Annotated in this window: 20 protein-coding genes; 10 read left to right on the top strand and 10 right to left on the bottom strand. The window is 58.3% G+C overall.

The window, feature by feature from the left end; genetic code table 11:
- Window positions 1-147: 147 nt before the first annotated feature.
- From ACTG4M_RS12160 to ACTG4M_RS12185, 6 genes are all read right to left on the bottom strand, one after another.
- Window positions 148-1206, bottom strand: a complete 1059-nt coding sequence (locus ACTG4M_RS12160; protein WP_439123931.1) for a TRAP transporter substrate-binding protein — start codon at window positions 1204-1206, stop codon at window positions 148-150.
- A 59-nt stretch (window positions 1207-1265) separates the two neighbouring features.
- The gene (locus ACTG4M_RS12165; protein WP_439123932.1) at window positions 1266-2555 is read right to left on the bottom strand and encodes a TRAP transporter large permease; all 1290 of its coding nucleotides are present in this window, start codon (window positions 2553-2555) and stop codon (window positions 1266-1268) included.
- A gap of 4 nt (window positions 2556-2559) precedes the next feature.
- Entirely contained in the window at window positions 2560-3138 is a 579-nt protein-coding gene (locus ACTG4M_RS12170; RefSeq protein WP_439123933.1) for a TRAP transporter small permease, read from the bottom strand.
- 70 nt (window positions 3139-3208) lie between these two features.
- On the bottom strand, window positions 3209-3715 hold the full coding sequence (locus tag ACTG4M_RS12175) for a flavin reductase family protein (RefSeq protein WP_439123934.1): 507 nt from the start codon (window positions 3713-3715) through the stop codon (window positions 3209-3211).
- Window positions 3716-3723: 8 nt separating this feature from the next.
- Window positions 3724-4611, bottom strand: a complete 888-nt coding sequence (locus ACTG4M_RS12180; protein WP_439123935.1) for an aldo/keto reductase — start codon at window positions 4609-4611, stop codon at window positions 3724-3726.
- A complete protein-coding gene (locus ACTG4M_RS12185; protein WP_439123936.1) occupies window positions 4611-5765 on the bottom strand; it encodes an LLM class flavin-dependent oxidoreductase in 1155 nt (384 codons plus the stop codon). The genes ACTG4M_RS12180 and ACTG4M_RS12185 overlap by 1 nt, the downstream gene beginning before the upstream one ends.
- Window positions 5766-5850: 85 nt before the next feature.
- Here ACTG4M_RS12185 and ACTG4M_RS12190 point away from each other — a divergent pair, with 85 nt between their 5' ends.
- From ACTG4M_RS12190 to ACTG4M_RS12220, 7 genes are all read left to right on the top strand, one after another.
- Window positions 5851-6552, top strand: a complete 702-nt coding sequence (locus ACTG4M_RS12190) for a GntR family transcriptional regulator (RefSeq protein WP_439123937.1) — start codon at window positions 5851-5853, stop codon at window positions 6550-6552.
- Between the two features lie 37 nt (window positions 6553-6589).
- Entirely contained in the window at window positions 6590-7681 is a 1092-nt protein-coding gene (locus ACTG4M_RS12195) for a Gfo/Idh/MocA family protein (RefSeq protein WP_439123938.1), read from the top strand.
- 167 nt (window positions 7682-7848) lie between these two features.
- Window positions 7849-9672: an Ig-like domain-containing protein gene (locus tag ACTG4M_RS12200; protein WP_439123939.1), complete on the top strand. Its 1824-nt coding sequence runs from the start codon at window positions 7849-7851 to the stop codon at window positions 9670-9672.
- Window positions 9663-11039, top strand: coding sequence for an Ig-like domain repeat protein (locus tag ACTG4M_RS12205; protein WP_439123940.1), 1377 nt, complete (start codon window positions 9663-9665; stop codon window positions 11037-11039). The genes ACTG4M_RS12200 and ACTG4M_RS12205 overlap by 10 nt, the downstream gene beginning before the upstream one ends.
- Window positions 11040-11196: 157 nt before the next feature.
- Entirely contained in the window at window positions 11197-12456 is a 1260-nt protein-coding gene (locus ACTG4M_RS12210) for a TolC family protein (protein WP_439123941.1), read from the top strand.
- Between the two features lie 56 nt (window positions 12457-12512).
- The gene (locus tag ACTG4M_RS12215; RefSeq protein WP_439123955.1) at window positions 12513-14672 is read left to right on the top strand and encodes a type I secretion system permease/ATPase; all 2160 of its coding nucleotides are present in this window, start codon (window positions 12513-12515) and stop codon (window positions 14670-14672) included.
- A gap of 3 nt (window positions 14673-14675) precedes the next feature.
- The gene (locus ACTG4M_RS12220; RefSeq protein ID WP_439123942.1) at window positions 14676-15857 is read left to right on the top strand and encodes an HlyD family efflux transporter periplasmic adaptor subunit; all 1182 of its coding nucleotides are present in this window, start codon (window positions 14676-14678) and stop codon (window positions 15855-15857) included.
- Window positions 15858-16215: 358 nt separating this feature from the next.
- Here the strand turns inward: ACTG4M_RS12220 and dtd are convergent, their stop codons facing one another.
- The 3 genes from dtd to ACTG4M_RS12235 form a co-directional block, all read right to left on the bottom strand.
- The gene (gene dtd / locus ACTG4M_RS12225; RefSeq protein WP_439123943.1) at window positions 16216-16659 is read right to left on the bottom strand and encodes a D-aminoacyl-tRNA deacylase; all 444 of its coding nucleotides are present in this window, start codon (window positions 16657-16659) and stop codon (window positions 16216-16218) included.
- Window positions 16660-17622, bottom strand: coding sequence for an acetyl-CoA carboxylase carboxyltransferase subunit alpha (locus ACTG4M_RS12230; protein ID WP_439123944.1), 963 nt, complete (start codon window positions 17620-17622; stop codon window positions 16660-16662).
- 76 nt (window positions 17623-17698) lie between these two features.
- Window positions 17699-18295, bottom strand: coding sequence for a LysE family translocator (locus tag ACTG4M_RS12235; RefSeq protein WP_439123945.1), 597 nt, complete (start codon window positions 18293-18295; stop codon window positions 17699-17701).
- Between the two features lie 74 nt (window positions 18296-18369).
- Between ACTG4M_RS12235 and ACTG4M_RS12240 the strand changes: the two genes are divergently transcribed.
- The 3 genes from ACTG4M_RS12240 (at window position 18370) to ACTG4M_RS12250 (ending at window position 19669) form a co-directional block, all read left to right on the top strand.
- Window positions 18370-18822: an Lrp/AsnC family transcriptional regulator gene (locus tag ACTG4M_RS12240; RefSeq protein WP_439123946.1), complete on the top strand. Its 453-nt coding sequence runs from the start codon at window positions 18370-18372 to the stop codon at window positions 18820-18822.
- A 105-nt stretch (window positions 18823-18927) separates the two neighbouring features.
- A complete protein-coding gene (locus tag ACTG4M_RS12245; protein WP_439123947.1) occupies window positions 18928-19086 on the top strand; it encodes a hypothetical protein in 159 nt (52 codons plus the stop codon).
- A gap of 97 nt (window positions 19087-19183) precedes the next feature.
- The gene (locus ACTG4M_RS12250) at window positions 19184-19669 is read left to right on the top strand and encodes a transglycosylase SLT domain-containing protein (protein ID WP_439123948.1); all 486 of its coding nucleotides are present in this window, start codon (window positions 19184-19186) and stop codon (window positions 19667-19669) included.
- A gap of 160 nt (window positions 19670-19829) precedes the next feature.
- On the opposite strand, the gene ACTG4M_RS12255 is transcribed toward ACTG4M_RS12250, so the two are convergent.
- Window positions 19830-20789, bottom strand: coding sequence for an L-malyl-CoA/beta-methylmalyl-CoA lyase (locus ACTG4M_RS12255; RefSeq protein WP_439123949.1), 960 nt, complete (start codon window positions 20787-20789; stop codon window positions 19830-19832).
- Window positions 20790-20987 lie beyond the last annotated feature (198 nt).

A 20987-nucleotide genomic window follows, 5' to 3' on the forward strand; every position in this document is an offset into this window, starting at 1 on the left:
TTGAATCGCGGATTTGAGAGAACCGTCAGGCCCATAAGGGCGGCGCCGCTTCTTTTCTAGACACGCCGGATGGGGAACCGTTCGGGACATCCAACAAGAAAGGCCCCGGAGTGTCCTCCGAGGCCCGATGCTGCATGTCGATGCAGATCAGTTCAGGTCAGCTTCGTATTCCGCGGCCAGTTCGGCTTCGGCTTCGGCAACCGCTGTGGTCAGGGCTTCGTAGATTGCCGGACCACCATCGACGTTTTCCTGGAACCATTCAAAGACCGGCGCCGCGGCATCGCGGAAGGCTGCTTTCTCATCCGGTGTCGGCACGTAAAGATCACCGCCACCTGCGACAAAGTCCTGATACGCCTGGATCGACTTGCGCTTGGGTGACGCAAACGTCGCCTGCTGGAGCGCAGAGAAACCGTCAACCACAACGCGGCGCATGTCTTCGGGCATGCCAAGGAATTTTTCGTTGTTCATCACCCAGATCGCACCCATGTAGGCGTGACCGTCGAGTGTGACATACTGCAGACCCGCATCGGGGAACTTCATGCCCATGATGTCGGTGATGCCGTTCTTCGATCCGTCAACAACACCTGTCTGGAACGAGGTGAACAGCTCTGGCCAGCTGATCGGTGTCGGGGCCGCGCCAAGCGCTTTCACCACTTCCTGCGGCAGGTCGGCGACCACTGTACGGATCTTGAGGCCTTCAAGGTCGGATGGCATCTGCACCCGGCGCTGTGTGTTGGCAAAGTTGCGCCAGCCGCCGGTGTTGCCGATGGTCATGATGCGGATCGTGTCGCCGCTATCTTCCAGCGCCATGTCGCGCATGGTGCGGGTGAAGTCGCCCGACAGAACATGCTCTGCCACGCGGTCGTCCGACATCAGGTAAGGCAGGTCGAGGACTTGCACGTAGGGGAAGATGCCAGCGGCACCGCCCGAGGTGGTCACAAACACATCAATGGACCCGTCAGAGACACCCTGAAGGCATTCCGCACCGCCGGAGCACAGCTGCGTGCCGATGAACAGCTCAACCGCGATGCGCCCATTCGAGGCATTTTCAACGTGGTTCTTGAACACCACAAGACCGTCGTAGTCTTCGTCGTTCTCGTTCGAGTTGGCGGTCGCGCGAATGGTGAAATCCTGCGCCGCTGCAGTGATCGCGCTCCCGGCGAGCAATGCGGCTGTCAGCGCCGCTGTGGTAAGACCTTTGAGCATGAGTGTTCTCCCTGTTGCTTTCTCTTGGTCGGTTACACGGGTCCTGTGACCCGCAGATGTCAGTCCGCAAACCCTGTGAGGCGCGGAATGGTCATGGATATTTCGGGGATGAAGGTGATGAGGAAAATCACCACGATCTCTACCGCAAGGAATGGCAGGATCGCCTTGGAAATCGTCTCGACCCGTTCGCCGGACACGCTTGAGGCGACAAACAGCACGAGACCCATTGGCGGTGTGGCCAGACCGACGGTCAGGTTCACCGACATGATGATCGCAAAGTGAATGGGATCGACACCAAGATCGACAAAGATCGGCCCGAGGATCGGACCCAGAATGATGATCGCGGGACCGGCGTCAAGAAACATGCCCACGACAAACAGCAGCAGGTTGATCAGGAACAGCAGGATCAACGGGTTCTCGCTTAGCCCTAAAACGAACTCGGCAAGAATTTCTGGTGTGTGCGATAGCGACACCACCGTCTTGAATGCCATCGCTGCCCCAACCAAGAGAAGCACCGTGGCCGATGTCATGGCGGCCCGCATGAACACATCCGGCAGGTCTTTGATCTTGAGTGTATTGAGAACGAACATCCCAATGATGATTGCATAGGCCACGGCGACGGCCGCAGCCTCGGTCGGGGTGAAGACACCAGCGAGGATGCCACCAAGGATGATCACGGGCGTGAGCAATGGAAAGAACGCCTTGAGCGATGCATTGCCCCGTTCGCCCCAGCTTGCCTTACTGCGCGAGGCTGGGAAGTCGTATTTATCCGCTTGCAGCTTGACCATGACCATGAGGCCGACGCCCACAAGGATGCCGGGCACGATGCCCGCAAGGAACAGCGCCGCTACGCTTTCGCCCATCACGTAGGCGTAGATGATCATGATGCCTGAGGGCGGGATGATCGGCCCGATAACGGAGCTGGCAGCAGTGATGGCAGCCGCGAATTTGCGACTGTATCCTTCTTTCTCCATCGCAGGGATCAGCATTGAACCCAGCGCGGACGTGTCAGCCACGGCAGAGCCGGATAGTCCGGCGAACAGCATCGAGGACAGCACGTTCACATGCGCCAGACCACCCCTGAAATGGCCCATCATCGCTTGGCTGAATTCCACGAGGCGCATCGTGATGCCGCCCCGGTTCATCAACTCTCCGGCCAGCATAAAGAACGGAATCGCCATGAGCGGAAAGGACGCCATGCCGTTATAAACATTGCGGTACAGCAGGATCAGGTCGCGTTCCTGGCCATTGAGCCAGAGCAGGATGCCGGGCGCGGCGAGCATGCCGAAGAAGACCGGCAATCCGATCATCAGGAACAGCAGAAAAAGAGGAAGGAACCAGACCAGCATGCGCTTACTCCACCGTCAATTCGGCATCGAGAGGGGAACGCAGTTTATCTTCACCGCCCAGCAGAGTGATGAGATTGCGCAGGATCAATTCGACATTCACGACCAGAAGTAACCAAAGCCCGGTGACCAGCGATGCGATCTGCCAAGAATTCGGCATCTTTTCCCAACCGTCTGCTGTGGGATATTTCAGCGAGGCACTTTTGAATTTGCCCGCAAGGCTTGTCATCTCGCCCAAACCCATCTGCGCGCCGATATAAAGCACCATTCCAGAGATCACGAGCAGCACCAGCGCCAGCACCGCCGCGCCGCGCTTGGGTAAAGCGCCAGTCAGGATTTCCAGCGCCACAAATCCACCGCGCCGATAGGCCGAGGGTGCAATGGCGGCTGTCATCCAGAGCATGAGGAAAATGGCCAGCTCTTCTGGCCACGGCAGGGCGTTGCCCAAGATATACCGAAAGAACACTTGCAGAAGGATGGCGCACACCATCAGGCCGATGGCAAAGATCGCGACCAAGCGACCAAAGCGCAGGACGATGTCGAGCACAGCTTCCAATGGCTTCAAGAGCCAAAGCAAAATGGCCATGACTGGCCTCCTCCCTATCCCTCACCGGCCTCCTCGCCGGTGGCCCCTTTTGTTGTGTTATCGGGGCGGTTTATGTCGGTTCAGTAAAGCCTCCGTAGCGACCGCTGTAAAACAAAAGCGGATCTCCGTCCTGTGTCGTCACTTGCCGAACCCGTGCCACGACGATGGAATGGTCGCCGCCGTCATGCTCTGCCACCTTGGTACATTCGAACCGGCTTAGACAGTTGTTCAGAAGCGGCACATTGTGATCGCCGATTTCCCAATCGAACTGATCGAACGGGTTGCCGTCGCGCGCAAATGCGGTGCACAGCGCGGCCTGTTCGGCACCGACCACATGGATCGCAAAATGGTCCGCTGCCATGAAGAACGGATAGCGGCTTGATGATTTTGCCGGCGACCACAGCACTAAAGGCGGGTCGAGCGACACGCTGGCAAAGCTGTTGGCGGTAATGCCCAAGGGGCCGTCGCCGGTGTCGCAGGTGATGACCGTAACACCGGTGCCAAAACGGCCAAGCGCATTGCGGAAATCGCGGGCATTGTCCTGTGTCGGGTCAAAGCTATGCGTCAAAGCGTTCATCGTCTGTCTCAGGCCACTTCATGGCCAAGGGCGTGGGTGTAGAGGTCAAACCATGTCTCCCGGTCGATCTGTATCTGCGCAGCATCGCCGATGCGGGCGATGCGGTCCAGATTGTTGGTGCCGAGGACAGGTAGAATGCGGGACGGGTGCGCCAAGAGCCAGGCCACGGCAACAGCCGCGATATCGACGTTCTGGTCGGTTGCGATCTTTTGCAATGCGCCATGCAGGCCCGACAGTTTGGTGTCAAAGAGAGCGCCACCCCCAAGCGGAGACCACGCCATCAGGGGCTGGCCGTTTTTCTGGTGAAAGGCGATGTCACCGTTGGTCAGTGGTTCATGATGCAGCAGGCTGATCTCGATCTGGTTTGTGACCAGTTCAGTCTTCATCGACGCCTGCAGAAGTTCCCAATCCCAGGGACGGAAGTTCGACACGCCAACCGCGCGGACCTTTCCAGAGCTCACCAGATCATCAAGCGCGGCGCCGGTTTCGCAGGCGTCCATCAGCGGATCCGGGCGGTGGATCAGCAGCAGGTCAATGTGGTCGATCTTCATCAGCCGCAGCGAATGATCGACAGACGACATGATGTGCGCGCGGGACGTATCGTAATACTTAACCTTTGCATCGGAATAGCGGCCCACCGGGGCCACGATATCGCATTTGGTCACGATCTCGATCTGGTTGCGCAGTTCGGAAGTGAGCGCGGAGCCCATGATCTCTTCGGCCTCATAACCACCATAGATATCGGCCTGATCCATCGTGGTGATGCCCTGATCCAGGCAGGCACTGATTTTGTTGCGGATGTGATCCACGCTGGTGTCGGCATCGTCGCCCAAGCGCCACATGCCATAAACAAGACGGCTTAGTTCAAGGGCATCGTTCAGCTTGACGCGATCCATTAGCGACGGACTCCATTTCCAAGAGGGGTTGCAGGGGTGCCGTTCGGCACGCGCCTATAAGCTTCGTTCAGTTGTACGGTCTTCATCTGTGGCAACACGCGGCTGCCGAAGTGACGGCATTCGTCCACATGCGGATAGCCCGACAGTATAAAGGCGCGGATGCCCATTTTTTGGTATTGTTCGAGTTCGGACAACACCTGATCTGTGGATCCGACCAATGCCGCCCCACAGCCTGATCGTGCGCGACCGACACCTGTCCAGAGATGCGGTTCCACAAAGCCTTCCATGTCGGCAAGTTCGCGGTTCTTGGCTTGATGCGACACACCCAGCGACGTGGCGTCCAGTGCGCGCTCGCGGATCGTCTGGCCCTGATCGTCGTCCAGTTGGCTGACGATGTGCTGCGCGTATTCGCGGGCTTCTGCCTCGGTGTCGCGGACGATCACGTGCACGCGCAGGCCATAATCCAGCGTGCGGTTGTAACGCTCGGCGACGGCGTTCACGTCTTTCATCCGCTGGGCCAACGCGTCTTTGGGTTCGGGCCACATCAGGTAGACGTCGCAATGCTGACCGCACAGTTCTAGCGCAGCGGGAGAATAGCCGCCGAAGTAGAGCAGCGGACCACCGGTTTGGTAAGGCTTGGCAGGGTCTGTTGTCAGGCCTTCGAAATTGTAGACCTCGCCTTTGTACGTGATCTCGCCTTGCGTCCACGCCTGTTTAAGGATCTCGACAACTTCGCGAGACCGCTGGTAACGCAGCGCGCTGTCTTCTTTTTCGCCGGGAAAGTCGCTGCTGATGACGTTCACCGTCAGCCGCCCTTCGAGCATATGGTCCAGCGTGGCAATTGTCCGCGCGAGCATGATTGGTTGCATCTCGCCGCAGCGCACCGCGGCGAGCATATTGATCTTGTCGGTGATCGGCGCACATCCGGCGACAAAGGACAGCGTGTCTTGTCCGACCTGATAAGACGAAGGGCACAGGATGTTCCGAAAACCTTGTGCCTCGGCCTCTTTCACGATGCCGGAGCAATGTGCAAAGCTGGACCGCAATTTGCCGTCCGGCACCCCCAAAAATTCATAGTCGTCCGAACACAGCGCCGCGAACCACGAGACCTCGACCGCGTCGAGGTCGGGGGAGGTTATCGGCACGATGGTCATAAGGTGTCTCCGGAAGGCATCATTTCCTCTTGCGTAGCATCGTCAAAAATGTAGATCAATAGTGTATCAATTTTTGGGGCCAGAAATGTCCGATACCCACGCATTGCCCAAATACGTCCAGATCAGCGAATTGCTGATCCGGGATATTCAGGCTGGGCGGTTGGTCGATGGTGAACGCCTGCCGCCCGAACGTGACATGGCGGCGGCGCTTGGGATTTCTGTTGGTACATTGCGCAAGTCACTGGATGAATTGACCGCGCTTGGCCTGTTGGAGCGCGTGCAGGGGTCGGGCAATTATGTCTGCGCGCAAGAAGATACACAGTCGGTTTATGCGTTTTTCCGGGTCGAACTGATCGAAGGTGGTGGGTTGCCGACGGCAGAGCTTTTGTCGGTGGATCGCTTGGGCAAGCCTGACAGCTTGCCGCGTTTTGGTGCATCGGATCAGGGGCACAGGATTCGTCGGTTGCGGCGGTTGAACGGCATTCCAGCGGTGCTTGAGGAAATCTGGCTGGATGGCAGTTACGTCGATCAGATCGACGATGAGGCGCTGCGAGAGTCGCTTTATCTATACTACCGAGAGTCGTTGGGTCTTTGGATTACCAAGGCGGTGGATCGGCTTGACCTAGCGGCAGTTCCGGATTGGGCGCCGTCAGCTTTCGGCCTGTCCGGTGGTCAACTGTCTGTGCGGGCGACGCGGGTCAGCTATGGCCCGGATGGAGAGGCGGCGGAGGCCTCTTGGAACTGGATTAACACGGATGTCGCGCGTTATGTCGCGCGCATCACTTAGGGCGCGTTTTGGCGCCTATATGACCTGAAGGATCACCATGAAAATCATCAACTACGGCATCATCGGATGCGGCATGATGGGGCAGGAACACTTGCGCAATATCGCGCTTCTGGATGGCGCGCGGGTGGCGGCGATCTTTGAGCCGGACGAGATCATGGCGGCGGCGGCCAAGGCCATTGCACCCAATGCCAAGCTGTGCGGATCGATCGAAGATCTGCTGGCGCGCGATGATCTGGATTGTTTGCTGGTGGTTAGCCCAAACCACTGCCATGTCGATGCGTTGGAGCGGATTGCCGAACTGAACCCATTGCCGCTTTTGATGGAAAAACCGCTATTCACCGATCCGGCTGATCTTGGACGGGTCGAGGCGATTGCGGAACGTTATCCGGCACCGATCTGGGTCGCGATGGAATACCGCTATATGCCCCCGATTCAGACCTTTGCTGACGAGGTGCAGCGCGCCACGGGTGGGGTGAAGATGCTCACCATCCGCGAACACCGTTTTCCGTTTTTGCACAAGGTCGGGGATTGGAACCGGTTTAATCGCAACACCGGCGGGACACTGGTCGAGAAATGCTGCCATTTCTTTGACTTGATGCGGTTGATCCTTGGCTCTGACCCGGTGCGCGTGACCGCCAGTGCTGGGCAAGAGGTGAACCATCTGGACGAAACATATGGTGGTGAAGTTCCGGATATCTGGGACAGCGCTTATGTGATTGTTGATTTCGCGAATGGCGCACGGGCGATGCTGGAATTGTGTATGTATGCCGAAGGGTCACGCTATCAGGAAGAGATCAGCGCGGTTGGCCCGAACGGCAAGATTGAAGCCTTTGTGCCGGGGCCTGGGCGGTTCTGGCCGACGCATCTGGGCGCGCCACCTGTGCCGCAGGTGATCGTCAGCCCACGTCATCCGAAAGTGCCGCAAGCTGTGGATATTCCAGTTGATCCGACGATCCTTGATGCAGGAGATCACAACGGTTCGACCTTCTACCAACACGCCCGGTTCCTTGATTTGGTGCGAAATGGTGGTGTGCCTGAGGTTTCCATTGCTGACGGTGCCTGGGCTGTTCGCATGGGGTTGGCCGCGCAAATTTCTGCGGCCAAACAGAGTGTTATCGACAAATTTTGACCACAAACAGAGCGTACTTTTCGCGCAACACTCTGTGGACTCGGAAGAAAAAACCAACTTTCGCCACAATCTATGCTTTGAACAGCTCAGTTTTTAATCTATCAAAAGATAGAGCAAAAATATGCCGAACCCGAAAACGGGCGGTTTTGAGGTAGAGCGGTGTTGTTATGAATGCGATTAATTTCGTTGTGCGTACCCCTGTGGGCGCGATCGAGCGTGGTGTAGTTGGTGCTGACGATCTGGGATACCTGATCGACGCCTCTGGAAATCGCGAAATCTCACTTAATCTCCACAGAACGGACCTGCGCAGCTACGACCGCGCCGGAAACGATCTGCAAATCCTCTTGGCGGATGGGCGCGTGATCGTTCTGGAGGATTACTTTGGAGCAGACGGTTCAAGCCGATTGTTCCTCAGCACCGATGGCGTGCTGAGCGAGGTTGCCTTTGCCCAAGGTGATGGCGGGGCGTTGTTCGCGCAGTATGGCGACGTCGCTGCTTGGGGCAAATGGAGCCCCGACGATTCACTCATCTTCTTTGATCGCGCCGAAGTGGTGGCTGCGGATTATGTCGCTGCCGAAGACGAAGGTGGCGTGTCCATGTTGGCCGCTGGGCTTTTGGCTGGTGGCGGCATGCTGCCTTGGCTGGCTGGTGGCGCTGCTGTCGCAACAGGCGCTGCGGTGCTTGGTGGCGAAGGTGACGGCAATGGCGGTGGCGGGCTTGTTGGCAACAATGGCGAAAGCGGTGGCCCGAGCACTCCGACCGTGAATGACGGCGAATATGTCATCGGTGGCGATGATCTGACCGACGAAGACCGCAGCGTTCTGGTCAGCGGTACGGCCAACGAAGGCGATACAGTCGTCGTGGTGGTGGGTGACAAGACTGAAACAACGACCACCGGGTCTGACGGCACATGGGAAGTGATCTTTGACGGTCCGAATTTCCCCGCCGACGGTGAATATACGGCTGATGTGACAATCACAGGCGACGATGGCGATACCGTTCTCGTTGGTCCGGATGTGATCATCGATACAACGCCACCCCCCGTGGCGATCACCAGTGGCACAACCGCCAGTGGCGACATCATCACTGACAGCGAATTTGATGGCGGTGCAACTGTCACCGGGACAACAGAAATCGGCGCAAGCGTGGTCTTGATTGCAGGCGGCGTAAGTCATGTTGCGGACGTGGACGCGCAGGGCAACTGGAGCGTCACGCTGACCAGTTCGACTTTTGAGCGTGGTGAATACATTGAAAACATTCAGGTTATCGCAACGGACAGCTTTAACAACTCGACCACCATCAATGACGGGATCGAGATTGACACGGTCTCTGGTGTGACCGTGAACACCGCGACAATCGAAACCGACGGCATCATCAACGCGGATGAACGTACCGACGGGGTCGAGATCACAGGCACAACCGATGCCGGGTCGACTGTTGTCGTGGAAATGAACGGCTACACCCGCACGGCCTTTGTCGATGCGCAGGGCAATTGGTCCGTGACCTTTATCGCCACCGAAATTCCGGTCGGTGAGCAGAACCTGACGATCAACGCGACAGCGACTGACGAGGTAGGCAATATCAGCACGACCTCCGGTCAGGTCGAACTTGATACATGGGTGCGGAACTTCGATATCACCAGTCAGGCAGGTGGTGCGGACGGTATCGTGAACGCCGAAGAGGCGACGCAGGGTATGACCGTCACTGGCACAACCGAGCCGGGTGCAAGCGTGTTGGTCACCTTGGGTGGTGTCTCGCGCGATGCGAGCGTCGATGTTAACGGCAACTGGACAGTGACATTCGCAGCGGGCGAACTACCCGCAGGCGAGCAAACAGCGACCCTCACCGCAAGCTCGACCGACCTTGCGGGCAACACTGCGGTAGAGACACGCAGCGTGATCTTTGACACTGATGCAGGCCTTCCGACCATCAGCCCGACACCTGTCGAGACCGATGATGTCGTTTCGAAGCATCGGATGGCGTGGTCCTGACTGGGACATCGACACCGCTCCAGATGGTCGATGTGACACTTGATGGGGTTAGCAAGACGGTACAGACCGACAGCTTTGGTGTCTGGCGTGCCAACTACGCGCCGGGTGAAATCCGCCCCGGCGAATATGAAGCCCAGATCACAGCATACACCGTCGATGCGGCTGGCAACGAACTGACGCGGTCAGACAGCGTCATGGTCGACACGTTTGTGCGTAACTTCCAAGTCAGCGCGAACCCAGTGACTGCGGACAACATCGTGAATGATGCTGAGCAGGGCCAAGGCGTGACGCTGAGCGGATCGACCGAACCGGGTGCAACCGTGACCGTGGTGGTCGAAGGTGTGAGCCGGTCTGCCAATGTTGATGCGGCAGGCAACTGGACGGCCAGCTTCTCGGCCCTTGATCTGCCTGATGGCACCTACACGACCACCGCGCAGATCAGCACCGAAGACGCTGCGGGCAACACCGCGACAACCTCCAAGACCTTCCAGGTGGACACTGAAGTTGTTCCGCTTACCTCGACCACCCAGCCGGGTGGTTCCGATGGTGTCGTCGGCGAAGCTGAATCGGCGCAAGGGTTTACCCTTAACGGTCAGGTTGAGCAGGGATCGACTGTGGTTGTCACCATTGCGGGTCAACAGATGCAGGCGCAGGTCAGCGCCGGTGGCGCATGGTCGGTCGCCGTGCCGTCAAGCGTGATCCCTGAGGTCGATGGCGAAAGCGTTTCGATCCAGATCGCGGCAACGGATGCGGCGGGCAATACCAAGTCGATCACTGAAACAATGACGGTTGACAACGTCGCCCCGGATGCACCGGATATGACGGCGATCACTCGAGACCAAAGCCAGGCGGTGCGCGGGATCGTTCTTGAGAATACAAACGATGATGTTGTGATCGAACGTGTCGGCACCTCTGGAACACAGAACGTTGCCTTCAACGAACAGGACAATAACTTTACCGGCGAAACCACGTATAGCTTCAACAACGTGGTTCCGGATGGGTCGCACCTTGTGGTCACTGCAACAGATGGCGCGGGCAACAGCTCGGGTACCTATGTTGTGGTTGATGATCCAAACACCAGCCAGAGCAACGTTACGCTTGCGGGCAATCTTGGCGGTCGTGAGATCGACGCAATTGACCTGGAGTTCACCGAAGAGGCGACGCTGACCATCACCGAAGCGCAGATTGTTGCGATGACCGGCGAAGACAACACTGTCAAAGTGCTGGGTAACACCGATGATGGCGTCCGGATCTCTGGTGCGACGCGCACTGGGTCGCGGTTCGAGGACGGTCAGAACTACGACGTCTATGATCTGGGTGATGCCACCGTGCTGATCGACGACGACATCAACAACGTCACAATCTAAGCAAGAGGTTCTTATCGTTCGGGCCGTTCACGGAAACGGCCCGAGCCCCGAAACAAAAAAAGCCAAAGGCGGGGGCTCAATCGACATGAGGCAGAATACAAGGGCCATAGCAGGGGCGGTGCTTGCAATAACGGCTCTTTCGGGATGTATGCAGGATATGGGAGACGGGACCGTGTCACGGTTTCTGCAAGCCCAGCCGGACACGAGTGCGCCAAGTACTGGCGAAACCAAGACAGCCGCACCAGCCGCTGACGCGACGCAGGATGTCTCTCCGATCATTGCAGAACTAGCGACGCGCCAAAGCGTTTTGACGCAAGGCAGCGCCTATGCACAGGTTGCGGCAGGGGTTCTGGCCGCTGATGCGCGTGTGGCCGAAGCCGAACTGCATGTGGCGCAGTTGCGCGCCCAAGCCGCCTCCAAGAACTGGTGGCCGACGATTTCGCCGCGTATCACGCTGACGTCGCTGGGTGATCTGGTGGCGGATCTGGTGATCAATCAGGTGTTGTTCGACAACGGTCGCAAGAAAGCCGAACGTGATCTGGCCAAGGCGGATGTGGAACTGGCAGCCGTCGCGCTGTCCGAAAGCAGCAACGACCGGGTTTATGACGGTTTGGTCCTGTATCTTCAGGCCGAAGAGGGCCGTGCGGCGGCAGACCTTTACGGGCAGGCCCTTAAGGATATGGGCCAGTTCGAATGGGTGATGAACGAACGCGTCAAAGGGGGCGTGTCTGACTTTTCCGACCTTCATGTGCTGAAACAGAAACTTGCCGATCTGCGCGCCCGGGATGCGGCAGCGCGCGAAAAGACCGCGCGTTCGGTCGCTGAATTGAATGCGATGTCAGCTGTGTCCTTGTCCGACCAGCGCGGATTGCGCGGGATGGGAACAACCCACTCCAACACCTCGCTTGACGTGCTGCGGGCAAAGGTGGAACGCGACCGTCAATTGGCCCAAGCCAAAATCGCGCGTGCGGCGCATCTGCCTGGCCTGTCTGCAGGCGGCGGCATTCGTAATGGTGGCGAAGGTCTGGCGTTAAGTGTGAACACCGAACAGATGCTGGGCATTGGCACGGGCGCATCGCTACAAGCTATCGAGGCCACCAAGATTACCGCGGACCGTAAAGTCACCGAGGCGCAGAACATCTCGCAGCGTGCCATCGAGTCCGACCAGCGCAGCATCGCCGCGTTGAAACGGCAGGCCGCCGAGGCCGAAGGGCTGACGGCGCAGGCCAAAACCAATCTCGACCTTTTTCAACGCCAATATGATGCGGGCACGCGTCAGGTAATGGATGTGGTCAGCGTCTACGAGACCTTCCTACGGTCGCTTGAGAAACAACTCGACCTGAAATTTCAGGCCGCCCGCGCCGAGCTAGATGCAGCCAAGCGGTTGGGCGTTCTTGCGGATGGAGCAAAGATTTGAGCGGCGTCAGTAATATCACTCTTCTGTCTGGGCGCGCCAAAAACGCTGTTCTTCGGATGGTGCCGCAGGGGATCAAGCCTGCGAACGAACCCAAACGCGCACCGCGCTATTCCGACCGGGTCCGTGCCCGCACCGACCTGATCCGCACTTATGCGGGCCGGTTGGGCCTGACCACAGTTGCGAGCGACATCACAGAGGCAATCAGCCTGCATCAGGACTCAAGCGGCATGGTGGGCGAAGAGGCGCTGATCGCCGGGGCCAAGGCTGCCGGGTTGCTGGCGCAAGGGCTTCACGTACCGCGCCCGACGCCGGACCACTGGCCTGCGATTGCGCTGATGACCAACGGGCAGGCAGTTCTGGTTCTGTCTCAAGACCGGATGACCCTATCGATCTGGGATGACGCGGCGAAAGACAAGGTCGAGCGCGTTGATGTTGCCGAATTTGCGCCCTTCTACAGCGGTACCCTGATCCGGGGCGAAGCACCTGTGCAGACATTGGTCGACGCACATACCTCGGACGGGGCGAAATCGCACTGGTTCTGGGGCAGCTTTCATAACTATACACGTCAGTTTGGCGAAGTGGCCGTCGGGTCTTTTGTGGCCAACATCCTGGCGGTGTCAGTGGCGCTGTTTTCGCTTCAGGTCTATGACCGCGTGATCCCGCACCAATCGTCAGCCACGTTGTGGGTTCTTGCCATCGGCGCGGCAATGGCCCTTATGCTTGAGGCGTTTCTCAAGGTTGCACGGTCCACATTGCTGGACGGTGCCGGCCGGCAGATCGAAACCGGCGTGCAGCAGACGCTGTTGAACCGGCTGTTGGGCATGCGATCTGACGCGGCGGGGCGGTCGCCCTCGCAGCTATTTGCGTCGATGCGCGAGTTCAGTTCGGTACGGGAATTCTTTACCGCAGGGACTGTCGGCGCACTGGCGGACATTCCGTTCATCGTATTGTTCCTGCTCATGGTCTGGTCCATCGCGGGCAGTGTGGTCTGGGTGCTTGTGGGCGGTGCGCTGCTCATGGTGATCCCGGGGTTCTTTTTGCAAAAGAAGATGATCCGCATCACCCGCGAAATGCAGGGTGCGTCAACCAAGCAGTCGCGCCTGTTAAACGAAGCTGTGACCGAGCTCGACACGATTAAGACACAGCGTGCCGAAGATCGGTTTGCCCGCCAGTGGGAAGAACTGACCTCGGTTCAATCGCTGAAATCCTCGGAACAGCGCCGTCTTGCCGCCGCGTTGACCTTCTGGAGCCAGGGCGTCCAGCAGGCGACCTATGTCGGAGCCGTGATCGCAGGGACTTACCTCGTCTTTGCCGGTGAATTCACCGTCGGGTCGATCATCGCGGTGGGCATCCTGACCTCGCGCACGCTGGCACCGTTGACACAGTTGTCGGGCATCATGGCGCGCTGGGGCAACGTCAAAGCGGCGCTGGACGCGCTGGACGGGATCGCCGACCTGCCACAAGACCGAGCAGAAGACCGCAAATACCTGCGTCGTGAAAAGCTGGAAGGCCGGTTTGAACTGCGCGAAGTGGTGTTCCGCTATGATGCTGAAAGCCCATCGGTTCTCGAGATTCCGAACCTCGTGATTCAGCCCGGTCAAACCCTTGCCATTCTGGGCACCAACGGGTCGGGGAAGTCTACGTTGCTCAAGATGCTGTCAGGGCTTTACGCGCCCACATCCGGATCGATCCTGATCGACGGCACCGACATGAACCAGATCGATATGCGCGATATCCGCCGGTCGCTGGGCTATCTGGGGCAAGACGTGCGGCTGTTCCACGGCACGCTGCGGGACAACCTCAACCTCAACATGATGGAACGGGATGATGACCGCCTGTTTGAGGCGCTGGACTTTGCCGGTTTGGGACAATTCGTCAAAGGTCACCCGCAAGGGCTCGACCTGCCCATTCGCGATGGCGGCGAGGGCCTGTCGGTGGGTCAGCGTCAATCCATCGGCTGGGCGCGGCTCTGGCTGCAAGACCCTGATGTGTGCCTGCTGGATGAACCCACCGCAGCACTGGACCAGACACTGGAAAAGACGTTGATTTCGCGGCTTGAGACATGGTTGGCCGACCGCACGGCGATCGTTGCCACCCACCGGGTACCGATCCTTGCACTGGCCGATCGGACAAGTGTTTTGGCCTCTGGCCGATTGGTGGTCGATGGGCCGCGTGATCAGGTGCTCAATCACCTGCGCACGGCACAGGAGGCATAAGAGATGGCCGTCAGCACAACCGATCTGTCTGCACAGCTTGGGCGACGCCTGCGCGGACCGTCCCTCATCATCTGGCTCTCGGGGGCGGCGGTCTGGCTGTTCCTCGTCTGGGCGGCCTATGCGTGGATCGACGAGATCGTGCGCGCCGAAGGTGAGTTCATTTCGACCTCACGCCCGCAGATCATCCAGAATCTGGAAGGCGGGATTCTTGCTGAATTGCTGGTCAAGGAAGGCGACGAAGTGATGCGCGGCGATGTTTTGGCCCGCTTGCACGGCACGCAGTTCCGGTCGTCGGTGGATGATCTCGAAGATCAGATCACGGCTCTGGACATTCGTCGTTTGCGGATTGAAGCCGAGATGGCAGGTCTGGTCCAATTCGACGTGCCATGGGAGTTGCGCGAGCGTAGCCCAGAGATGGCTGCATCTGAACAGGCGCTTTTGGCGGCGCGACAGCTTGATTTCAATTCCCGCTATGATGGCGCGCGCCGTGTGCTGGATCAGGCGACGCAGGAAAAGGAATTGATGGAGAATCTTCTCGACAAGAAGGTGGTTGCATTGATCGAAGTCACCCGCGCACGCAAGGCGCATGCTGACGCGCAGATCAAGATGGACGAGATCATCACCCATACCGAGCTGGAACGCGCTCAGGAGTATTCGGAGACATTAAAAGAACTGGCCACATTGCGTCAGAATTTGAGATCTTCGCAGGACCAGTTGAATCGGACAGTCCTCGTCAGCCCAATGCACGGTGTGGTGAACAAGCTGGGTGTGACAACCATCGGCGGCGTGGTGCGCCCCGGTGAAGAGATTCTGCAAATCATTCCGCTGGGCGAAGAGCTGTATGTGGAAGCCAAGGTCGCGCCCGAGAACATCGCGGGCATCCGTCCGGGCCAAGAAGCCACGATCAAGCTGTCGGCGTATGACTTTACGATCTATGGCTCGCTCAAAGGTCGGGTCGATGTGATCTCTGCCGATACGTTCAAGGACGAACGCCGCCCTGAAGCGCCTGCACATTACAAGGTCACGGTACGTGTCGACAAAACGTCCCTGACTGACCGGCAACGCCATTTGGAAATCCGCCCCGGCATGCAGGCAAGTGTGGAGTTGCACACGGGCGAAAAAACCGTGCTGCAATACCTGCTCAAACCGCTCTACAAATCCCGCGAGGCGCTGCGGGAACCATAATGTCATGCCGGGCTGTGCCCGTCATGGCCCCAAATCTCGCCTGCGGCTCGGGCGTGAGGGGGATGTGACGAAGCAGAATACGTACCGCCACGATAACCTGTTGTATTTGCATATTTGAAAAAAGAAGAAGCAAGTCGAGGTGGTCCACCCCCCACCCAAAGCACCCTGATCGAGCGTGGCTCTTGGTCGGCCTTGGGGGAGGGGCTTCTTCTTTTACGGTCATCGGCATGCCTGCCTGTACCGTAATGCGTTTATGCCCGGTTAAGGTTAATCGCCCGTGAAGCCGGATGCGCGACCTGCTGCTTCTTCTTTTTTCAAATATGCAAATGCGCGGGTGATGCTCGCGCGATCCGGTTGGTCAGTCGGCCGTGTCCATCCAGATTGTCACTGGTCCATCATTCAGCAGCCCCACTTTCATGTCCGCGCCGAATTGTCCCTTCTGAATGGGAATGCCTTGTGCCGCGACTTGATCTGCGAAGTAATCGTAGAGGCGGTTTCCTTCGTCCGGTGCAGCCGCCGCTGAAAACCCGGGCCGGTTGCCGCGGGATGTGTCAGCGGCGAGGGTGAACTGACTGACGATAAGAGCGCCGCCGCCGATATCGGTGACTGAACGGTTCATGCGGCCGTCGTCGTCCTTGAAGATGCGCAGTTTCGCGATCTTCGCTGCCAGTTTGTCGGCTTGTGCTTCGGTGTCTCCTTGCATGGCGCAGATAAGGATCAGGAGGCCTGAGCCGATCTCGCCCAAGACGGTACCATCCACGGTGACGGAGGCTTCGGAGACGCGTTGGATGAGGGCGCGCATTTAGGCAGCGAGGCCCTTGCTGCCGATGTCGAGAAACTTGCGGCGGCGGTCGGTGACCAGTTTCTTGGGCTTCATGTTGGACAGGTCTTTGAGCATTGCGCGCAACGCATCGCCAACAGATTGAATGGTTTGGTCCCGGCCGCGATGTGCGCCGCCCAAGGGTTCGGCAATGATTTGATCGGCCACGCCAAGGTTCAGCAGGTCTTGGGCTGTCAGGCGCAGAGCTTCGGCAGCTTCGCGCATTTTCTCGGCGTCTTTCCAGAGGATCGACGCGCAGCCTTCGGGTGAGATCACGGAATAGACTGAATGTTCAAGCATCGCCACGCGGTTGGCGGTGGCAAAGGCAACAGCGCCACCTGATCCGCCTTCGCCGATCACGATGGAGATCACGGGCACTCCGATTTGCAGACATTTCTCGGTCGAGCGCGCAATCGCTTCGGATTGACCGCGTTCTTCGGCGCCTTTGCCGGGATAGGCACCGGGGGTGTCGACCAGTGTGATCACGGGCAGGCGGAACCGATCTGCCAGGTCCATCAGGCGCACGGCCTTGCGATAGCCTTCGGGCCGGGCCATCCCGAAATTGCGCTTGAGGCGGCTTTCGGTGTCATGGCCTTTTTCGTGGCCGATCACCACGACCGGTTGGTCGTCGAACCGGGCGAGGCCGCCCATAACGGCGTCATCGTCGGCAAAATTCCGATCCCCGGCAAGGGGGGTGTAGTCGCTAAACAGCGCCTCGATATAATCTTTGCAATGCGGGCGTTCGGGGTGGCGGGCGATCTGACATTTGCGCCACGGAGTCAGTTTTTTGTACAGGTCTTTGAGCAGAGCGTCTGCCTTGGCATCAAGCGCGCGGGCCTCGTCTTCGATGTCCATCTCGTCATTCTTGCGCGCCATCGCACGGAGTTCTTCGGCTTTGCCTTCGATCTCGGCCAGCGGTTTTTCAAAATCGAGATAGTTTGTCATTGTCAGAGATCGCCCTGTTGCCTGCGGCTGGCGGTTTATATGGCTGTCCGACGCAGGATTTGCAATCAGATGTGGTTCATGTCCAGATCACAGGGACTAGAGACGCTACCAGCAAGGCGGCCATCGCCCAATTGAACAGCCGCAGGCGGTTGGGACGGTTTAGAATGCGGCGCAGCTGTTGGCCAAGTACGGTCCAGCTGGTGGTCGAGATGCAGCCCATGGCGACATAGGTGCACGCGACCCAGAGCACCGCCGTCAGATCGCGCCCTGTGGCATAAAGTGTGATTGCGCCAAGCGCCATCGACCAGGCCTTTGGGTTGACCCATTGAAAGGCAGCGGCCTGCAGGAAGGTGAACGGTTTGCTGCCGGCTTTGGGTGCGCCATCGGGAGGCGCGGCATTGGCGATACGCCATGCAAGGTAGAGCATGTAGAGCACCGACAGGACCTTGAGAATTGTGTATGAGATCGGCCACAGATCAAAGACCTGCATCACGCCAAGACCCACCGGGACGATCATCATGGGAAAGCCAAGACCCACGCCCAGCATGTGGGGGATCGAGCGACGGAAGCCAAAATTGGCCCCCGAGGTCATCAGCATCAGGTTGTTTGGCCCCGGTGTGATCACGGTGACAAGGGCAAATCCGGCAAGGGCGAGGAAAAGATCAGGTGTCATATGCTGCAATATGTGACGAAATTCGTGCCTTTTTGTTGCGAATATACGGGCATTACAAGTATTCTGTGCAATGAATGACCGAACTTGATCACATCGACCGCCAGATATTGCGCATCTTGGGCCGGGATGGGCGGCTCAGCAACCTTGCTTTGGCCGAACAGGTCGGATTGTCGCCATCGGCGTGCCTGCGGAGGGTCAGTGCCTTGGAGCGCTCTGGCGTCATCACAGGCTATCGCGCGGTTTTGAGCCCTGAAAAGACCGGCATTGGGTTTGTCGCGTATGTCACAGTTGGACTGAGCCAGCATACCAAAGCTGCGCAAGAGGCGTTTGAGCGTGCGATTTCGTGCAGTCCTGAGGTTAAGGAATGCCATAACATCACCGGGTCGGTCGAATATCTGTTGCGAGTCGAGGCGGCGGATCTGGCCGCCTACAAGCATTTTCACACGGATGTTTTGGGCGTGCTGCCGCAGGTCAATGCAATTACATCTTACGTGGTGATGGGGTCACCCAAAGATGACCGAGCGTAAGAAATGCCATTGCTGCATGGCAGGGCTGTAAAGACAGCTCTGGTGCATGCACCAGAAGGGCATAGATTGCGCGTCAAGGGAGGGACAACAATCAGGAGTCGTCCCATGACACAGCACCAAAACACCGAATCGAACCGCACTGCCCCGGAAGAGGCATTGGCTTTGCTCACCGAGGCGTGGGCGTATTACATGCCGGTTCCGAAACTGGTGACCGAGCGCAACAGCCAGCCGTCGCCGGTGTTCGAGGAATACTACGCCGCTTGATGTGGGGTGTGGGTAGGTTGGCCAGCCCTGCGCGGAGCATTGCCGACACGAAAGATGCATGATTGCCTTGCGGCTGGGTTCGTCGCAAGGCTGGCGAATGAGATATGTGCGTTTGCTAAGTTTGGTTTTGAGCCTTTCGGTGACGTTGGCTGGGTGTGCGACAACAGCCCCCGAAACAACCGTTTCGACGCGAAACCTTTACCCCAATGAAACGCCGGAATTGCGAACGCTGATTGTTGATGCGGCCGCGGAAAACGAAGTGCCAGTGTCTTTGGTACAGCGTGTCGTTATCCGTGAAAGCACCCATCGGCCCGAGGCGCGGAACGGGCCGTATTATGGTCTGATGCAAATCTTGCCTGCCACGGCCCGGTCAATGGGATTTCGAGGTCGCCCGTCTGACCTTTTGGATGCAGAGACCAATCTGAAATATGCAACGCGATATCTGCGGGGGGCCTGGCTTGTTTCCGGTGGAGATGAGGCTGAGGCGGTGATGTGGTACGCGCGCGGTTACTACTATGAGGCCAAGCGCCTTGGTCTGCTCGACGAGACTGGCGTGCATGGGCGCAAGCAGTGGCCAGACTGATCTTCACACGGTCTTAAGACGTTGGTGAGAATCTTCGTACGAAGATTCTTGGGCCGCGCCATAAAATTCTGGGGAGTGGTTTAAAAAAGGCCTGCACGTGGAGACGCAGGCCTTTTTGTATCGACGCAGAGTGGCCGCTTGTGATGCGGCTGTGCATGTATCAGTTGGTGGAAATCATCTCGGATTGGCGCACAATCACCTCGGCTTGTTTGATCGACGCAATGTCGACCAGGCGCCCTTTGTAGACTGTAGCACCTTCGCCTTTGGCTTTGGCGTCTTCCATCGCGGCAAGAATCTCGCGGGCTTCGGTCAAGGCAGCTTCGGTCGGGGTAAAAACCTCGTTGGACAGGGCCACCTGTTTTGGGTGGATCGCCCATTTCCCAACCATGCCAAGCGTCGCAGATCGCAGCGCTTGCGCGCGAAACCCTTCTTCGTCGGAGAAGTCGCCGAACGGGCCATCTACGGGCAGCACGCCATGGGTGCGGCAGGCCGCCACGATGGCGGTCTGCGCCCAGTGCCAGGGATCGGACCAGTGCTTTTGGCCTTCGTGCAGCATGTAATAGCTGTCCTGCGTCCCACCAATGCCGGTTGTTTGCATCCCCATAGAGGCTGCGAAATCAGCGGCGCCAAGGCTCATCGCTTCGAGGCGTGGTGAGGCGGCGGCGATTTCTTCGACATGGGCGATCCCAGCGGCAGATTCGATGATCACCTCGAATGCGATCCGCTTGGACCGGCCCTTGGCCGCTTCGACGGCACTGACAAGTGCATCGACCGCGTACAGATCACCCGCGCAGCCCACTTTGGGGATCATGATCTGATCCAAACGGTCGGGTGCGCGCTCCAGAAAATCCACCACATCGCGGTACCAATAGGGGGTGTCGAGGCCATTAATTCGGACGCTGAGTGTCTTGGTGCCCCAGTCGATATCGCCGATTGCCTGTATGACGTTTTCGCGTGCGCTGTCTTTGTCGGTTGGGGCGACGCTGTCTTCTAGATCAAGGTTGATGACATCTGCATCCGATTTCGCCATTTTTTCAAAGATCGCAGGGCGCGACCCGGGGCCAAAAAGCTGGCAGCGGTTCGGACGGGCGGGCGGAGTCGGCTGGATACGAAAGGACATATAGCGCCTCTTGGTAAGTATATTTCGTTTTACGTCTCTGTGGGGTTATGAAATTGCGCAAGTTTCTGCAAGTGCATTTTGCACCTGCGGAATCGTCGCTGCCGTGCGGCATGGCGCGGTGGCGCAAGAATCTGCGAGGTTTGGTGGCAATTGCGAAGAAATTTTGTGCAATCAGTGCCATTTGCGCCGATGGAGGCA

The sequence above is a fragment of the Marivita sp. genome, assembly GCF_965656765.1.
GTDB lineage: Bacteria > Pseudomonadota > Alphaproteobacteria > Rhodobacterales > Rhodobacteraceae > Marivita.

Coding starts and splice junctions, on each gene's coding strand:
- ACTG4M_RS12165 (WP_439123932.1), bottom strand. CDS start 2,555: ATGCTGGTCTGGTTCCTTCCTCTTTTTCTGCTGTTCCTGATGATCGGA.
- ACTG4M_RS12250 (WP_439123948.1), top strand. CDS start 19,184: ATGAGATATGTGCGTTTGCTAAGTTTGGTTTTGAGCCTTTCGGTGACG.
- ACTG4M_RS12190 (WP_439123937.1), top strand. CDS start 5,851: ATGTCCGATACCCACGCATTGCCCAAATACGTCCAGATCAGCGAATTG.
- ACTG4M_RS12175 (WP_439123934.1), bottom strand. CDS start 3,715: ATGAACGCTTTGACGCATAGCTTTGACCCGACACAGGACAATGCCCGC.
- ACTG4M_RS12235 (WP_439123945.1), bottom strand. CDS start 18,295: ATGACACCTGATCTTTTCCTCGCCCTTGCCGGATTTGCCCTTGTCACC.
- ACTG4M_RS12210 (WP_439123941.1), top strand. CDS start 11,197: ATGGGAGACGGGACCGTGTCACGGTTTCTGCAAGCCCAGCCGGACACG.
- ACTG4M_RS12195 (WP_439123938.1), top strand. CDS start 6,590: ATGAAAATCATCAACTACGGCATCATCGGATGCGGCATGATGGGGCAG.
- ACTG4M_RS12230 (WP_439123944.1), bottom strand. CDS start 17,622: ATGACAAACTATCTCGATTTTGAAAAACCGCTGGCCGAGATCGAAGGC.
- dtd (WP_439123943.1), bottom strand. CDS start 16,659: ATGCGCGCCCTCATCCAACGCGTCTCCGAAGCCTCCGTCACCGTGGAT.
- ACTG4M_RS12160 (WP_439123931.1), bottom strand. CDS start 1,206: ATGCTCAAAGGTCTTACCACAGCGGCGCTGACAGCCGCATTGCTCGCC.
- ACTG4M_RS12240 (WP_439123946.1), top strand. CDS start 18,370: ATGACCGAACTTGATCACATCGACCGCCAGATATTGCGCATCTTGGGC.
- ACTG4M_RS12215 (WP_439123955.1), top strand. CDS start 12,513: ATGGTGCCGCAGGGGATCAAGCCTGCGAACGAACCCAAACGCGCACCG.
- ACTG4M_RS12245 (WP_439123947.1), top strand. CDS start 18,928: ATGACACAGCACCAAAACACCGAATCGAACCGCACTGCCCCGGAAGAG.
- ACTG4M_RS12180 (WP_439123935.1), bottom strand. CDS start 4,611: ATGGATCGCGTCAAGCTGAACGATGCCCTTGAACTAAGCCGTCTTGTT.
- ACTG4M_RS12185 (WP_439123936.1), bottom strand. CDS start 5,765: ATGACCATCGTGCCGATAACCTCCCCCGACCTCGACGCGGTCGAGGTC.
- ACTG4M_RS12170 (WP_439123933.1), bottom strand. CDS start 3,138: ATGGCCATTTTGCTTTGGCTCTTGAAGCCATTGGAAGCTGTGCTCGAC.
- ACTG4M_RS12255 (WP_439123949.1), bottom strand. CDS start 20,789: ATGTCCTTTCGTATCCAGCCGACTCCGCCCGCCCGTCCGAACCGCTGC.
- ACTG4M_RS12200 (WP_439123939.1), top strand. CDS start 7,849: ATGAATGCGATTAATTTCGTTGTGCGTACCCCTGTGGGCGCGATCGAG.
- ACTG4M_RS12220 (WP_439123942.1), top strand. CDS start 14,676: ATGGCCGTCAGCACAACCGATCTGTCTGCACAGCTTGGGCGACGCCTG.